This window comes from Leptothrix mechoopdaensis (SeqCode), from assembly GCF_053893855.1.
On record NZ_CM132699.1, the window covers coordinates 714,600 to 730,255 of the forward strand.

Consider the following 15,656-nt stretch of genomic DNA (forward strand, 5'->3'; position numbering starts at 1 on the left):
GATACGACGGGCGACGGCCCGACCGCCCGCCGCGGGTTGCCGGTCGCCGGTCGCCCGTGGATCAGCGCGGCTGCCGGAACCAGGCGATGCGTTCGGCGCTGTCCGGGTGGCTCGACAGCAGCCAGGCCGCCGCGCCCTGCCCATCACCCGCCGTGGCGGATGCGTCCGCATGGGCCTGCAGCCGTTCGAGCAGGCGCGCCATCGGCTCGCCGTCCAGGCCGTGCGCGCGCAGCTGCGCCAGCGCGGCGACATCGGCCTCGCGTTCGGCCTCGCGTGACCAGGCCAGCTGGCCCAGCACCAGCGGCGCGCTGGCCAGCAGGCCGCTGATGTCGCCGAAGACCAGCGTGCCCAGGGCGCTGGTCAGGCTGACCTGCACCAGCATCGTCAGGCCGTGCCGGTGCGTGACGTGGCCGCGCTCATGGCCGAGCAGGCCGATCCACAAGGCGCGCTGCTCGGCCGGCGGTGTGTCGTGCCCGATCAGCCGGACCATCTCGTCGGACAGCACGATGCTGCCGTCCGGCAAGGCCCAGGCGTTGGCCTGGTGGCCGACATCGCGCAGCAGCAGCCGCGGGACAGGGGCGTCGACAGGCTGGTCGACCGGCGTGCCGGCCAGCACCTCGGCCAGCACGGCCTGCAACCGTGCCTGCTCGGCCGCGTCGAGGCGGCTGGGCTTGAACATCTGGGCGTCGAGCGTCTCCAGCGTGCGTTCGCCCAGCGACTGGTCGATGCTGACGGGCAACAGCGCGGTGACGCCGCGGGCCAGCGCCGGCACGCCCCAGCGCTGCAGGCCGGCGAGCGTCAGCACCACCAGCAGCAGGGCCACCAGGGTGCCGCGCCAGCTCTGCTGCAGCCGCACGACCAGGCCGTCGTGCCGGCCGGCCTGCCGCGCCAGCTCGTCCCACGACACCGGGTCGGCCGCCTGCAGGCTGGTGCCGTCGGGCAGATCCATGCGGCGCGGGCCGTGGCGCTGGCGCTCGGGCCAGTGCAGGCCGTCCAGCGGCCAGCTGCGCGGCAGGGCGGGGTCGTGGTCGTCGTCGTGCTCGATCGGCTCGGCCGGATCCGCATGCAGCCGGCCCTCCGCGATGCGCAGCCGCACCGGCCACGCGCGCGGGCTGCGGCCGTCGTAGAACAGCGCGGGGGCGTCGTTCACGGACGTGTCAGAGGCCGAGGTCGAAGCCGGTCAGGTCGGCGGCCGCGTCACCGCCGGCATTGCCGACCGCCGCGACCGGGTCGGCGATGCCCCGTTCGAAGTCCGGGCCGAACGACACGCTGACCGCGCCCAGCCTCAGCCGGGCGGTGGCCACCGCCGCGAACGGCCAGTACAGGCCGAGCGTGACGATCAGGCCGAGGCAGTTGAGGGCATAACGCCCCGCCAGCTTGCCGATGCCGAGGGTGCTGCGCAGTTCGACCTGCGGCATCCGCGTGCCCGTCCAGACGGCGTTCTGGATGCTGGCGCGCCAGATCGACAGGCTGACGATCGAATACATCGCCGTCAGCGGCACCACCAGCCAGGGCTCGCGCGTCGACCTGACCAGCAGCACGGCCAGCAGACCGAACACGATGACCACCGGGATGCAGAGCAGGATGGGCCGGTAGAAGGCACCGACCGAGGCGCAGAAGCTGCTGCTCGCGCCGGCATACCGGATGTTCCCCTGCCGGTAGGCCAGCAGCGCGCGGTGGGCCATCGGCAGGAAGGGCATGAGGCACAGCATGGCGATGCCGAGCCCGAAGGTCAGGAACGTGACCCAGCGCGACGGCTCCGACTTCAGGGCCTCCTGCAGCGTCGGCGCGGCCAGCACGTAGAAGCCGATCGCCAGGAACGCCGAGGCCGCCCAGGCCGCCGCGCCGGTCGTGCCGTGAAACGAGAAGCGCAGCCCGCGCCAGCCGGTCTGCGACAGACGGAACTGCATCGACAGCCGCAGCAGCAGCGGCGCGGCCACGATCAGCAGCCAGGCCGCCAGCAGGCCCAGGCCCAGCGAGAACTGGCCGCTGAGCGAGACCAGCAACAGCAGCGCCCCCATGACCGCGAAGCCGCGCAGCATCGAGCGGCCTTCGCCGTGGAAGCTGAAGGCGTGGTCGCCGATGCGCGTGTTGGCGTGGAAGTAGCGCAGCCGCCGGGCCTTGGCCCAGGGGTAGTAGATGCCGGCCGTCACCAGCATCAGCAGCAGGTTGACGATCCAGATGCGGAAGTACTCGCTGCCCGAGCCGGTGAACGTGACGGGCTGCGGCGGGGTCCAGCCGGTGCGGGAATCCACGCTGGCGGCGCTGGCGGCGCTGGCGGCGCTCGCGTCGCTGCCGGCCTCAAGGGTTTGGGTCATGGGGAGTCCTGTCGATCAGGCCGGATGGCGGGCCAGCCAGTCCAGCACCTCGCGATACCAGAGACGGCTGTTGCGCGGGCCGTCGATCCAGTGGTGTTCATCGGGGAACCACAGCAGCCGGGCCGGCACGCCTCGGGCCTTGAGGGTGTTGTAGAACGCGAAGCCCTGGGAATCGGGCACGCGGCAGTCGCGGGCGCCGTGCGAGACCAGGGTCGGCACGTTCATCTGCCCGGCGAGGCTCGCAGGGCTCTGGACGGCGATCAACTCGGCGTTGTCCCAGTAGTCGGCGCCGAGCTCGCGCGCATGGGTTTCCCAGGCATCGTCGGCATACATGGCTTGCCAGTCCCAGCAGCCGGCATGGCAGACCAGCGCGGCGTAGCGCCCGGGCTGGCCGGCGCCGTTGAGCCAGGCGGCCAGGCAGCCGCCGTAGCTGCCGCCGGCCGCGTGCAGGCGGCGCCGGTCGGCCCAGGGCTGGGCCAGCAGCCAGTCGCTGGCGGCCTCGATGTCCTGCACCTCCAGCTGGCCCCAGCGGTGCGTGATGCTGTCGAGGAAGGCGTAACCCCAGCCGCTGGAGCCGTGGTAGTTCACGCAGGCGACGACATGGCCGGCGGCGGCGAAGACATGCGCGTTCCAGCGCCAGTGCCAGTTGTCGCCGTAGACCGAATGCGGCCCGCCGTGCAGCAGGTGCAGGACCGGATGCGGCCGGGTCGGGTCGAAGCCGGGCGGGTAGAACAGCCGCATCGTGACCGCATCGCCGAGCGCGCCCTCGAAGGTCACGACCTCGCTGCGGGCCAGCCGGTGGCGGCGCAGCAGGTCGTCGTTCAGGCGTTCGATGCGGCGCAGCGGCTGTCCCGGCAATTGCGCCCACAGCTGCGGCGGGTGGCTGGCGCCTTCCAGCGCCACGGCCAGCGTGCCGGCCTTCTTGTCCCAGCCGGCGACCCAGCCGGTCGGCACCAGACGCTCGGCGCGGCGGTCGGCCAGGTCGAAGCGCCACAGCGGCTGCTCGCCCCGGTCCTGGGCGGTGAACAGCACCGACTGGCCGTCCTCGTCCCATTGCAGCGGCGCCTGCACCGCGTGGTCCCACTGCGCGCTCTCGACCTGCCAGCGGCCGTCCTCGGCCTGCCAGACCGCCAGCTGCGGCGGCATCGTGTACTTCAGGCCGCGGTGGCTGGCCAGGAAGGCGATGCGCTGGCCGTCCGGGCTGTGGCGTGGCGCGTCCAGGTGCCAGTCCGGATGCTGGGCGATCTCCTGCACCGCGCCGCTGGCGACGTCGATGCGGGCCAGCGCCAGCGGATGGCCGTGGTGCTTGTGCGGCGCCGGGTCGTGAACGTAGACGATGTGACGGCCGTCGGGCGAGATGTCGAAGGCGTTCTCGTTCAGATCGAAGCGCGGCAGTTCGTGCGCCGTGCCTTCGAACAGGTCGCGCAGCCGGCCGCTGGCCAGGTCCAGCACCAGCAGGTGCGGCACGCGACCCATCGGCAGGGTGCGGTCCCACCAGCGGTAGATCGATTCCTCGGTCACCAGCGCCGAGGACCCGCGTTCGCGTTCGGCCTGCATGCGCTGCGCCTGGGCCTTCGCGCCGATCGCGTCGGGCCAGCGCCACGACACCAGCGCGATGCGGCGGCCGTCCGGGAACCAGCGGAAGGCCGTCACGCCGGTCGGCAGGTGGACGGCGCGGCGGGCCTCGCCGCCGTCCGGGTCGATCAGGTAGAGCTGCGGCTCGTCGTCGCGCAGGCCTTGCTGCTCGCGCCGGGCGATGAAGGCGATGCGGTCGCCGCGCGGGCTCCAGGCCGGCCGGCCGTCGCCGTTGCCGCACTGGGTCAGCGCACGCGGCTGTGCCGCCGTGCCGGTCGCGCCGACCGGGAACACCCACAGGCTGGAGACCAGCCGGTCGTGCGCCATGTCCGGCCGCGCCACGGCGGCCACCGCGCGGCTGCCGTCCGGGCTCAGGCTGGGCGTGCCCAGGCGCTGCAGCTGCCACAGCGTGTCGACCGTGTAGGGGGCGTGTCGTGGCATGGGGCTCTCCGGTCGTGGGTTGCCGGTGCCCGCGCGCGTCCCGGCGTGGGGCGCGCGCGCGGTCCGGTCAGGCCGCCCGGGGCCGTTCCATCAGCCAGCGCAGGTGCCGGTCGGTGGTCGGCCATTCGGGCGCGACGATGCTGTAGACGCAGGTGTCGCGCAACAGGCCGTCGGCGGTGCGCTGGTGATGGCGCAGGATGCCGTCGAGCTGCGCGCCCAGGCGCTCGATCGCGCGGCGGCTCTGCTGGTTCAGGCGGTGGGTGCGGAACTCGACGGCGATGCAGCCGAGCGTCTCGAAGGCATGGCGCAGCATCAGCCACTTGGCCTCGGTGTTCAGGCCGCTGCGCTGCACGCGCGGGGCCAGCCAGGTCGAGCCGATCTCGACCCGCCGGTGGACCGCGTCGATGTTCATGTAGGTCGTCATGCCGGCCGGACGGCCGTCGGCGTCCAGCACGGTGTAGGGCCGCATCGAGCCGGCGGCCTGCAGGCCGAGGCGGCGCGTGATCTCGGCGTCCATGCGTTCGGGCGGCGGCACGAGCGTGTACCAGAGCCGGTCCAGCCCGGCCGCGGCGACTTCGGCGGCCAGCGCCGGGCCGTGTCCGGCCTGCAGCGGCACGAGGCTGACGCGCTGGCCGGCCAGCGCGGTGTGGACGGGCCAGGCGGCGGTGTCGTTGGGGCTGGACATGGCGGCTCCGCTCGGGCGTTCAGCGCTGCTTGCGCTGGTCGCGCCGCTCGTTCTTCGCGGCCTTCTTCGACAGCTTCGGCGCGGCCGGGTCGCTGCGTTCGGCCGCCTCGGCCGGCGTCTCGCGGCGCAGCAGCCGGCGCGCGGCGGCCTTGCCCAGGCCGGCGCCGAGGCCGACCAGCACGATGCCGAACATGGCCTTGGCGTCCCAGCTCGTGTTGGTCAGGAAGTCCAGCCCGAGCCAGCGCGCCAGCAGGCCGCCGGCCAGGGCGCCGCCGACGAAGCCGAGGGCATCGACCAGGCCTTCGCCGAGTGCGTTCTTGATCTGGGGGTCCATGGGGCGGTCGTCTCTCGTGTCGTGTGTGGGTCGGGCGGGTGTCGTCAGGTTCAGCGGTTGCGGCCCTGCATGAACACGAGCTTCTCGAACAGCGTCAGGTCCTGCTCGTTCTTCAGCAGCGCGCCGACCAGCGGCGGGATCTGCACCTTGTCGTCGCCGCTGTGCAGCGCGGTGGCGGGGATGTCCTCGGCGACCAGCAGCTTGAGCCAGTCGATCAGCTCGCTGGTGCTCGGCTTCTTCTTCAGGCCGGGCAGGTTGCGCACGTCGTAGAAGTTCTTCAGCGCGGCGGCCAGCAGGTCCTGCTTCAGGCTCGGGAAGTGGACGTCGACGATGCGGCGCATCGTCTCGGCCTCCGGGAACTTGATGTAGTGGAAGAAGCAGCGGCGCAGGAAGGCGTCCGGCAGTTCCTTTTCGTTGTTGCTGGTGATGAAGACCAGCGGCCGATGGCGCGCCTGGATCAGCTCGCGGGTCTCGTAGACATGGAACTCCATGCGGTCGAGTTCGCGCAGCAGGTCGTTGGGGAACTCGATGTCGGCCTTGTCGATCTCGTCGATCAGCAGCGCCACCGGCCGGTCGGCCGTGAAGGCCTGCCACAGCGTGCCCTTGACGATGTAGTTGCGGATGTCCCTGACCCGCTCCGAGTCGTTGCCGTGGGCCAGCTGCGAGTCGCGCAGGCGGCTCACCGCGTCGTATTCATAGAGGCCCTGCTGGGCCTTTGTGGTGCTCTTGATGTGCCACTGCAGCAGCGGCATGCCCAGCGAACGGGCGACCTCCTCGGCCAGCAGCGTCTTGCCGGTGCCGGGCTCGCCCTTGATCAGCAGCGGGCGCTGCAGCGTGATCGCGGCATTGACCGCGAGCATCAGGTCGGGCGTGGCGACGTACTGGTCCGAGCCGGTGAACTTGGGGGCGGTCATGAGGGTGTCCGGAAGGGCGCTGCAAGGGGTGCGGCGCAGTATATCGACGGGGTTTTCGCCGACCTTGCGGCGCCCGGCGCGGCCTCAGTCGACCCGCACCGCCCCGGACAGCCGCGCCACCAGCGACTCGAACTCGGCCATCGGCACCGGGCGGCCGATCAGGTAGCCCTGGAAGCGCGAGCAGCCGGCGGCCATCAGCAGGCTGCGCTGCAGCTCGGTCTCGACGCCCTCGGCGATGACGTCGAGGTTCATCGTGTGGGCCATCGCGATGATGGTGCGCACGATCGCCTGGTCGTTGTGGTCGCTGGCCAGGTCGCAGACGAACGAGCGGTCGATCTTCAGCTGCGACAGCGGCAGGCGCTTGAGGTACTGCAGCGACGAGTAGCCGGTGCCGAAGTCGTCCATCGAGAAGCGCACGCCGGACTGGCCGAGCGACTGCATCAGCGCGACCACCTGGTCGACGTCGTCGAGCACGGCGCTCTCGGTGATCTCGAGCTTGAGCAGCGCCGGGTCGATGCCGTGTTCGACCACCGTGCGCCGCACCATCTCGGCGAAGCTGGCGTCGTGCAGCTGCCGCGCGCTGACGTTGACCGCCAGCGACAGGCGGCCCAGCACCGGGCGGTCCTGCCAGGCCTTGAGCTGCGCCGCCGCGCGCTGCAGCACCCACTGGCCGATCGGCACGATCAGGCCGACATCCTCGGCCAGGCCGATGAACTCGGCCGGCGCGACCAGGCCGCGCTCCGGGTGATGCCAGCGCAGCAGCGCCTCGGCGCCGATCGGGCGGTTGTCGGTGTCGACCTGGATCTGCGCGTGCAGCTCGAACTCGTTGCGCTGCAACGCCAGGCGCAGGCCGGCTTCGGTCTGGGTGCGGCGCTGCAGGGCAGCCTCCATCGCCGGATCGAAGAAGCGCACGGTGTTGCGCCCGGCGGTCTTGGCCGCGTACATCGCCGTGTCGGCGTGCTTGAGCAGGTCCTCGACGCGCGCACCCGGCTCGAACACGCGGATGCCGACGCTGCAGGTGGCGACATGCGTGTCGTCGCGCAGCACGTGGGGTTGCGCGACCGCCTCGCCGATCTTCTGGCCGACCACCAGCGCGGCGGCGGCGGCGCTGTCGCCCGACGGTTCGAGATCCTCGATCAGCACGACGAACTCGTCGCCACCGAGGCGTGCGACGGTGTCGATCTCGCGCACGATGCCGGTCAGGCGCCGCGCCACCTCCACCAGCAGCAGGTCGCCGACGTCGTGGCCGCGCGTGTCGTTGAGGCTCTTGAAGTTGTCCAGGTCGATGAACAGCAGCGCGGCACGGCGGTGGTTGCGCGCGCAGGCCGACAGCGCGTGATGCAGCCGGTCGGTCAGCAGCCGCCGATTGGGCAGGCCGGTCAGCGGGTCGTGGAAGGCCAGCCGCTCGATCTCCTGCTCGACCCGCTTGCGGTGCGTCACGTCGATGAAGGAACCGATGTACTGCAGCTCGCCGCCGTTCGGGCTCTGCACGGCGGTGATGGTCAGCCACTCGGGGAAGATCTCGCCGTTCTTGCGGCGGTTCCAGATCTCGCCCGACCAGCGTCCGGTCGCCGCCAGCTGGGCCGACATGTCGGCGTAGAAGGCCGCGTCGTGCCGGCCCGAGCGCAGCAGCTTCGGCGTCTGGCCGACGACCTCGTCGGCGCCATAGCCGGTGATGTCGGTGAAGGCCTGGTTGACGCGCACGATGCGGTGCTGCGCGTCGACGATCATGATGCCGTCCTGGCTCTCGAACGCGGTGGCGGCGATGCGCAGCTCGCGTTCGGCCAGGACCCGGTGCGTGACGTCGCGCGACAGCACGATGAAGCGGGCGTCGTGGCCGGCCTCGTGGTCCGTGTCGTGGTCCGCGTCGTGGTCAACGTCGTTGAGCGCCGCCGACAGCTCGAAGTGGTATTCGCCGTTCGGCAACCTCAGCGCGATGCGGCGACCGCGCGAGCGGCCCTCGGCCTCGGCCTCGGCCAGCGTCTGCATCACCGACGCGGCGGCCTCGGGCGGCATGACCTCGGCGACGGTGCGGCCCTTCAGGCGGTCGCGGTCGACCACCAGCAGGTCCGGATCCCGGCCGGGCCAGACGTCGAGGTAGCGGCCGTCGCGGTCCATCTCGAACATCAGGTCGGGGACGGTCTGCAGCACCGTCTGCAGGCGCTGGTTGGCGGCCTTCAGGCGGGCATCGGATTCGGCCCGGCGCTGCGCCTGACGGGTCAGGTTGAAGGCCAGCAGGCCGGCCATCGCGCACATCAGCAGGCCCACCAGCCGCAGCCGCTGCACGCTGGCGGGCAGGGCGTCGTCGCGCGGGTAGGCGGCGATCTGCCAGGTGCCGCCGGGCAGCACGATGTCCTGCTGCGCCAGGGCCTGGTCGAAGGTGGCGGCGTCGCCGCGGAAGACCTCGCCCTGGGCGCCGGCGCCGTCGCGGCCGCGCAGCGCAACGACGAAGTCCTGTTCGAGTTCCGGCAGGCCCGTCTCGGCGAACACCTTGTCGGCATTCAGCGGGATGCTGACGGCGCCGAGGAACTCGCCGCTGCCCGGCGGCTGCCCGGGCTCGGCGCGGTGCACGGGGATGCGCACGATGATGCCGGTGCCGCCCTGCACCAGCGCCACCGGGCCGGCGATGACGATGGCCCGCGTCGTCATCATGCGCTGGAAGGCCGGCCACATCGTGGGCGTCTGGCGGATGTCCAGTCCGATGGCGCGCTGGTTGCCTTCCAGCGGATAGATCTGGCGCAGCACCGTGCCGCGGATCAGGCCGATGTTGACGAGGCTGTCGTGCTGCTCGGAGGCCTCTCGCGCCAGCGCGACGAACTCGGCCTCGCTGAAGCCGGGCCGCGTGGCGTAGACCAGCGCCAGGCTGCGGGCCGACGAGATGACGTGGTTGAGATGGCTCTCCAGCCGCACCCGCACCAGCGACAGGCGCTCCAGCACCATCGCGCGCTGGTCATGTTCGATGTGGGCCCGCTCGGTGCGGTCGATCATCGCCAGCAGCAGCCCGACGATCAGCGTGGCCAGCAGGCCCGTCAGCCAGGGCCGCGCGTTCGGCGGGATGGCCTGCCAGGCGCGCCGGGGCGGGGCGAGCCGGGACGGTGCGGTCGATGCGGGCGGCAAGGGGCAGGTCGGCGGAGGGTCGTGTCGGGTGGACCGGCGAACTACTGAACCGGAAACCCGATCTTGCCCGCTCGAAGCCGCACGCTGCCTTGATCTGGATCCAGAAAGACCCGAAGCCGTGCAGCTTTTCCGGGCCCGGACCCGGGCGCGTCAGGGGAACTGGCCGCGACCGCTGGTGACCAGGCCGGACTGCGGCACCGGCAGGGTGTCCTGCAGCATCGAGCCGTCGCTGGCCGTCACGCGCACGTCGAGCGGGCCGTCCGGCACGGGCTGGTCGTGGACGAAGTAGTTGTAGGCCGTGCGTTCGACCGGGATCCAGTCGCCCGAGCCGCTCGGGCGGATCTCCAGCCGGGCGATCGGCAGGCGGTGGTTGCGCACCTGGATCGCCGTCCACCAGCGGCTGCTGCCTTCCTTGTAGCGGTAGCTGACCGGGCCGCTGACGCTGGCCGGTTCGGCGCGCCAGCTGACCGTCACGCGGCCGTCGATCGGCCGGGCGATGCGGGCGAAGGCCTCGGCGCTCAGGTCGACGTCGCCGGGGGCGCATTCGGGGCAGACGTCGACCACGCGCACCGTCACCGGGCCGTTCGGTCCGGTCACGACCAGCTGGGCCCCGCAGGCGGCGCTGCCGGCGTAGTCGGTCAGGTTCATCGCCGCGATCATGCGGTCGTCGACCGCGCCGTAGCTGCAGGCGCCGGCCGTCGACGGGAAGGCGACCGCGCTGGCGCTGTAGTCGTAGAACGTGCCGTCGCCGTGGTGCGTCACGCTGAGCGCGAAGGCCTCGCCCGCCGTGCCGGTCGAGCCGCCCCCTCCGCCCCCACCGCCCCCGCCCGACGGTCCGCCGCCGCAGGCCGCCAGCGCCAGCGCACACAGCAGGCTGGCGCTGCGGGAAACGAACAGGGACAGGGCGATCACGGTCGGGCTCTTCACGGCGGTGTTTGCGGGTTTGTGCATTTTCAGCGGCCGATCGATCGGCGAGGTGCGGCTGCTGCATCTTGACAACGCCCGCAGGCGCACGAGTTCTCATCTGTATCCGGCGCCGATTTGGCCGGTCAACGCGCCGTTCTTCCGGCCTTGGGCCTGGGGGTGCCGTTCCTACGATGAACGACAGCGACTGATGCCATCGGCCCCGTGCCGCAGGCCCGGTCGTCGACTCGCCGATGTTCACGACCCTTACAAACCGGACTGCCACGTGAAACGCAACACCCTCCGACTGTCCACACGCCTGTTCCTCGCCTTCGGCGCGATCGTGTTCATGTCCCTGCTGGCGAGCGGGCTGGCGCTGTTCCAGCTGCGCGAGGTCCAGAGCAACCTCGACGACATCGTCAAGGACAACAACGTCAAGCAGCAGCTGGGCGTGCGCATGAACGATTCGGTGTCCGTGATCACCCGCAGCATGCGATCGATGATGCTGATCTACGACCCGTTCAAGCGCGGTCTGGAGCGCCAGAAGATCCAGGCGGCCCGGACCAGCTACGACGAGGCCCGCGAGACCTTGAAGGGCATGCCGGCGACCGAGGCTGGCATGGCACGGCTGAAGGCCGTCGACGAGGCGCGGGACGTCGCCCATCCGCTCAACGACAAGATCATCTCGCTGGCGATCTCGGCCGATGTCGGCGAGGCCATCAACCTGCTGGTCGGCCCGGGCGGCAAGGCTTCCGACGCCTGGCAGGCGGCGATCACCGACTACCTGAAGTTCCAGGACGAGCAGAACCAGGCGCAGTACGCCGAGGCGCTGTCGGCCTACGCGACCGCCCGCAACCTGCTGATCGGCTTCGCGCTGGTCTCGCTGGCGCTGGCAGCCGGTCTGGCCACGCTGGTGGTGCGCGGCGTCGTCGACGAACTGGGGGCCGAACCCGCCGAGGTGGCCGAGGCGCTGCAGGCCGTCGCCGATTCGGACCTGACCCGCAGCATCCGCGTCCGCCCCGGCGACCAGCACAGCGTGATGGCCAGCCTGGCGCGCATGCAGGCATCGCTGAGCGGCGTGGTGGCCAACGTGCGTGGCAATGCCGAGAGCGTGGCCACCGCCAGCTCGCAGATCGCGCAGGGCAATGCCGACCTGAGCCAGCGCACCGAGGAACAGGCCAGCGCGCTGCAGCAGACCGCCGCGACGATGGAAGAGCTGGGCACGACCGTGCGCAGCAACGCCGACAACGCCCGCCAGGCCAACCAGCTGGCGCAGGGCGCATCGGACGTCGCCGGCCGTGGCGGCGAGGTGGTGGGCCGGGTGGTCGACACGATGAAGTCGATCAACGACAGCTCCAAGAAGATCGCCGACATCATCAGCGTCATCGACGGCATCGCCTTCCAGACCAACATCCTGGCGCTGAACGCCGCCGTGGAAGCGGCCCGTGCCGGCGAACAGGGCCGCGGCTTCGCGGTCGTCGCCGCCGAGGTCCGCACGCTGGCCCAGCGCAGCGCCGGTGCGGCCAAGGAGATCAAGTCGCTGATCACCGCCAGCGTCGAGCAGGTCGAGCAGGGCACCACGCTGGTCGACCAGGCCGGTCAGACGATGGACGAGATCGTCGGCGCGATCCGCCGCGTCACCGACATCGTCGGCGAGATCAGCGCCGCGTCGAGCGAGCAGAGCAGCGGCGTCAGCCAGGTCGGCCAGGCCGTCACGCAGATGGACCACGTCACCCAGCAGAACGCCGCGCTGGTCGAGCAGAGCGCGGCGGCGGCCGAGAGCCTGAAGGCGCAGGCCCAGGCGCTGGTGCAGACCGTCGCGGTGTTCCAGCTGGCGGGGGGGCGTCGGCACATGCCGCCGTCATGCCGGTCGCGGTCAGCCCTGCCGCCGTGACACCGGCCGCTGCGCCCCGGCACACCCCGGCGCCGGTCAGCCGGCCGGTTGCCAAGGCCGAACCCCGGGCCGTCGCGCCGCGCAAGCCGGCCGCCGTCGAGCCGCTGCCCAGTGCACCGGCCCTGTCGACCGCCGCAGCCGCCGACGACAGCTGGGAAACGTTCTGACCCTTCAACCCCGATCGAGCTGACCCCGCGCCGCCGCATGGCGGCGCGTGTCCTCGTCGACCTGCGCGCGGATGCGCTCGATCAGCGGGTGCCCGGCGGTTGCCTTGCGGCCGTAGACCAGGTTGAAGGCGTAGTCGAACGAGGCCGGATTGGCGCCCTGGTTGTGCTGCAGGATGGTCTCGAGCTTGTCGAGCGCCTTGACCGCGCGCGCCTCGGGCGTGCGGGCGTGTTCGTAGTCTTCCCACAGCGCCAGGAACTCGTCGCGCAGGGCGACCGGCAGCGGCGCCATCAGCGTCAGCAGGTCGGCGCGTTCGCGCTCGGACTTGTCCGGCACGGCGGCCTGCTCGACCGCCGGGATGTCGCCGGAGATCGCCTCGCCGAGGTCGTGGATCACGCACAGGCGCAGCACCTGCGCCAGGTCCAGCGGGGCCGCGCCGTCCGCATGCAGATGGGGCGCGAACACCATCGCCATCAGGCACAGGCGCCAGGTGTGCTCGGCCGTGCTCTCGTGCCGGCCGGTGGAGGTGTGCGCGCTGCGCAGCACGCTCTTGAGGCGCTCGGCCTCGCGGATGAAGGCCAGGCAGCCTTGCAGGTCGATGTCGTTCATCGCCCCATCTTCGCCGCGACGCCGCGTGCTGCCCATCCGGGCCGTCACGCGGCGTGCGGCTCGATCGTCAGGTGACGATCAGATCGCCGACGAGGCCGGCAGGCTCGGGGCGACCGGCGTGGTGACCGGCGTCGTGGTCACCGGCGTGGTCGGGGCCGGCGTGGCCGCCACCAGCGGCGCGTCGACGATCGCCTTCAGGTCGGCCAGCAGTTCGGCGCGGGCGGCGGCCAGCGCGGTGCGGGCGGTGTCGACCGCCTTCTGCGCGGCGGCCAGGTCGGCGGCGCTGGTGGCCGGGTTGGCCTTGGCGGCGGCCAGCGCGGCCTCGGCCTTCTCCAGCGTCTCGTGTTCGGTCTTCAGCGCGGCGCGGTCGTCCTTGATGCCCGGGTCGGCGGCGATCTTGGCGCGCAGCGCCTCGTAGTCGGCGCGCAGCTTGGTGCGGGCGGCGGCGACCGCGTCACGGTCGGCCTGCAGCACCGCATCGGTCGCGTTGGCGGCCTTGTCGGCGCGGTACTTGGCGATCGCCGATTCCAGCGTCGTCTTGTCGGCGCTGACCGTCGGGTTGGTGGCCAGCAGGCCGCGCAGGCCGTGGTGGTCGCCATGGTGTTCGCCGTGGTGACGGCCATGGTCGTCGCCGCCGCGGTGTTCGCCACTCTCCGACTTGGCGCTGTCGCGGCCGGAACGTTCGCCGGAGCGGCTTTCCGAACGGTTCTCGGAGCGGCTTTCCGACTTGCTCTCGGACTTGCTGCCACCCGAGGACTTGCTCGACGAGCTGGTGCTGCTCGACGACGAACCGCCGGACGAGCCGCTCGACGAGTTGCGGGCCTGTGCCTGGCCGATGACCATCAGGCTGGAGGCGACGAGCAGGGCGATCAGGGTCTTGGACATGAAGGACTCCGGTGGTGGAAGGGGGACAAAGCGGCCACAAATGGAATGCTTTCCCATATCCTAAGGCTGTCGGACCCGCCGTGCGCGTTCGTGACCGGGATGTCACCGCTCCTTACCAGCGTTTACGCCGATGAATCCGCGATTCAGGCTCACCCGGTCGGGTTGCGGGCCTGCCGCGTTGCAGCGCCTTGAACGGTGTCGTCAGCAGGCGGGCGCTGACGCCGTGCGCGCGAGCGTGTACCGTCCGGCCCCGTCGCCTTTGACGCGACGTCGGACCAAGAATCCACCTGGAGAACCTGCATGAAGCTCTACTACAGCCCCGGCGCCTGCTCCCTGTCACCCCACATCGCGCTGCACGAGGCCGGTCTGGCCTTCGAGGCCCTGCTGGCCAGCACCAAGACCAAGAAGCTTGCCGATGGCAGCGACTTCCTGGCGATCAACTCCAAGGGCCAGGTGCCCGTGCTGGAACTCGACAACGGCGTGCGCCTGACCGAAGGCCCGGCGATCGTCCAGTACATCGCCGACCAGGCCCCGGCCACCAAGCTGGCGCCGGCCGCCGGCACGCTGGAGCGCTACCAGCTGATGGAGTGGCTGAACTTCATCACCAGCGAGCTGCACAAGGGTTTCTCGCCGCTGTTCACGCCGGGCACACCCGATGACTACAAGACCATCGCCCGCCAGCGCCTGGGCGACCGGCTGGCCTGGGTCAACGCGCAGCTCGAAGGCCGCGACTACCTGCTGGCCTCGGGCTACAGCGTGGCCGACATCTACCTGTTCGTCGTCTCGGGCTGGGGCCAGTACGTCGGCGTCGACATCTCGGGCCTGGCCAACCTCGTGGCGCTGCGCGGCCGCATCGCCGCCCGTCCGGCCGTGCAGGCGGCCCTGAAGGCCGAAGGCCTGCTGAAGTAAGGCGTCCGCGCTCAGGCCGTCGCGGCGATCGCGGCGGCCGGTCGGCTGGCCCGCAGGCGCAGTTCCTCGGACCAGTCGACCACCTCCAGCCGGCCGTCGGCGTGTTCGACCAGCGCGGTCAGGCTCTCGACCCAGTCGCCGTCGTTGGCGTAGACCACGCCATCGATGTCGCGCAGCTCGGCATGGTGGATGTGGCCGCAGATCACGCCGTCGACGCCACGCCGGCGCGCCTCCCGCGCCACGGCGGTCTCGAAGTCGCCGATGAAGCTCACCGCCCGCTTGACCTTCAGCTTCAGGTAGCGCGACAGCGACCAGTAGGGCAGCCCCAGCCGCGCCCGCAGCGAGTTCAGGTGGCGGTTCAGCCGCAGCGCCGCGTCGTAGAGCCGGTCGCCGACCAGCGCCAGCCAGCGCGCGCACTGCACCACGCCGTCGAACAGGTCACCGTGCGTGACCCAGTAGCGCCGGCCGTCGGCGGTGCGGTGGATGACGTCCTCGACCACCTCGATGCCGCCGAAGTGATGGCCGATGTAGCGCCGCGCGAACTCGTCGTGGTTGCCCGGCACGAAGATCACCCGCGTGCCCTTGCGGACCCGCCGCAGCAGCTTCTGCACGACGTCGTTGTGGGCCTGCGGCCAGTGCCAGCGACGCCGCAATTGCCAGCCGTCGATGATGTCGCCGACCAGGTAGAGCTGTTCGCACTCGACACAACGCAGGAAGTCCAGCAGCGCCTCGGCCTGGCACCCGGGCGTGCCCAGGTGGACGTCGGAGATGAAGACGCTGCGCACCTTCAGCCGGCGCGCGCCGTCGGGCAGGCCTTCGGGCGGTTCGGGCGCCAGCGCCGCACGCATCAGCAGGGTCGGGGACATGTCCATGCGGGGCATGGTCACGGCCCCGCATGACGGCCGCT

14 protein-coding genes are annotated in these 15,656 nt (G+C 71.4%); 3 read left to right on the forward strand and 11 right to left on the reverse strand.

Annotated elements, in window-relative coordinates:
- Positions 1 to 61 precede the first annotated feature (61 nt).
- The 8 genes from ACWA7K_RS03250 to ACWA7K_RS03285 all read right to left on the reverse strand — a co-directional run bounded on the left by ACWA7K_RS03250 (position 62) and on the right by ACWA7K_RS03285 (position 10,311).
- A complete protein-coding gene (locus tag ACWA7K_RS03250; RefSeq protein ID WP_456165605.1) occupies positions 62 to 1,150 on the reverse strand; it encodes a M48 family metallopeptidase in 1,089 nt (362 codons plus the stop codon).
- 7 nt (positions 1,151 to 1,157) lie between these two features.
- Positions 1,158 to 2,318, reverse strand: a complete 1,161-nt coding sequence (locus ACWA7K_RS03255) for a YjgN family protein (protein ID WP_456165607.1) — start codon at positions 2,316 to 2,318, stop codon at positions 1,158 to 1,160.
- A 15-nt stretch (positions 2,319 to 2,333) separates the two neighbouring features.
- Positions 2,334 to 4,334, reverse strand: a complete 2,001-nt coding sequence (locus ACWA7K_RS03260; RefSeq protein ID WP_456165609.1) for a S9 family peptidase — start codon at positions 4,332 to 4,334, stop codon at positions 2,334 to 2,336.
- 67 nt (positions 4,335 to 4,401) lie between these two features.
- Positions 4,402 to 5,019, reverse strand: a complete 618-nt coding sequence (locus ACWA7K_RS03265; RefSeq protein ID WP_456165611.1) for a GNAT family N-acetyltransferase — start codon at positions 5,017 to 5,019, stop codon at positions 4,402 to 4,404.
- 19 nt (positions 5,020 to 5,038) lie between these two features.
- Entirely contained in the window at positions 5,039 to 5,353 is a 315-nt protein-coding gene (locus ACWA7K_RS03270) for a hypothetical protein (protein WP_456165613.1), read from the reverse strand.
- A 50-nt stretch (positions 5,354 to 5,403) separates the two neighbouring features.
- Entirely contained in the window at positions 5,404 to 6,267 is an 864-nt protein-coding gene (locus ACWA7K_RS03275; RefSeq protein ID WP_456165615.1) for an AAA family ATPase, read from the reverse strand.
- Positions 6,268 to 6,351: 84 nt separating this feature from the next.
- Positions 6,352 to 9,384 (reverse strand): bifunctional diguanylate cyclase/phosphodiesterase, encoded by a 3,033-nt coding sequence (locus ACWA7K_RS03280; RefSeq protein WP_456165617.1) that lies wholly within the window; start codon positions 9,382 to 9,384, stop codon positions 6,352 to 6,354.
- A gap of 150 nt (positions 9,385 to 9,534) precedes the next feature.
- A complete protein-coding gene (locus ACWA7K_RS03285) occupies positions 9,535 to 10,311 on the reverse strand; it encodes an expansin EXLX1 family cellulose-binding protein (RefSeq protein ID WP_456165619.1) in 777 nt (258 codons plus the stop codon).
- 262 nt (positions 10,312 to 10,573) lie between these two features.
- On the opposite strand from ACWA7K_RS03285, the gene ACWA7K_RS03290 reads away from it, so the two are divergent.
- Both ACWA7K_RS03290 and ACWA7K_RS03295 read left to right on the forward strand, forming a co-directional pair.
- Positions 10,574 to 12,181, forward strand: coding sequence for a methyl-accepting chemotaxis protein (locus tag ACWA7K_RS03290; RefSeq protein ID WP_456210340.1), 1,608 nt, complete (start codon positions 10,574 to 10,576; stop codon positions 12,179 to 12,181).
- Positions 12,151 to 12,348: a hypothetical protein gene (locus ACWA7K_RS03295; protein WP_456210342.1), complete on the forward strand. Its 198-nt coding sequence runs from the start codon at positions 12,151 to 12,153 to the stop codon at positions 12,346 to 12,348. The genes ACWA7K_RS03290 and ACWA7K_RS03295 overlap by 31 nt, the downstream gene beginning before the upstream one ends.
- A gap of 4 nt (positions 12,349 to 12,352) precedes the next feature.
- On the opposite strand, the gene ACWA7K_RS03300 is transcribed toward ACWA7K_RS03295, so the two are convergent.
- Together ACWA7K_RS03300 and ACWA7K_RS03305 are read right to left on the reverse strand one after the other, a co-directional pair.
- Positions 12,353 to 12,955: an HD domain-containing protein gene (locus ACWA7K_RS03300; protein ID WP_456165623.1), complete on the reverse strand. Its 603-nt coding sequence runs from the start codon at positions 12,953 to 12,955 to the stop codon at positions 12,353 to 12,355.
- A gap of 78 nt (positions 12,956 to 13,033) precedes the next feature.
- The gene (locus ACWA7K_RS03305; protein WP_456165625.1) at positions 13,034 to 13,840 is read right to left on the reverse strand and encodes a hypothetical protein; all 807 of its coding nucleotides are present in this window, start codon (positions 13,838 to 13,840) and stop codon (positions 13,034 to 13,036) included.
- Between the two features lie 300 nt (positions 13,841 to 14,140).
- Here ACWA7K_RS03305 and gstA point away from each other — a divergent pair, with 300 nt between their 5' ends.
- On the forward strand, positions 14,141 to 14,749 hold the full coding sequence (gstA, locus tag ACWA7K_RS03310; protein ID WP_456165627.1) for a glutathione transferase GstA: 609 nt from the start codon (positions 14,141 to 14,143) through the stop codon (positions 14,747 to 14,749).
- Between the two features lie 11 nt (positions 14,750 to 14,760).
- On the opposite strand, the gene ACWA7K_RS03315 is transcribed toward gstA, so the two are convergent.
- A complete protein-coding gene (locus tag ACWA7K_RS03315) occupies positions 14,761 to 15,597 on the reverse strand; it encodes a UDP-2,3-diacylglucosamine diphosphatase (protein ID WP_456210453.1) in 837 nt (278 codons plus the stop codon).
- Between the last annotated feature and the right edge of the window lie 59 nt (positions 15,598 to 15,656).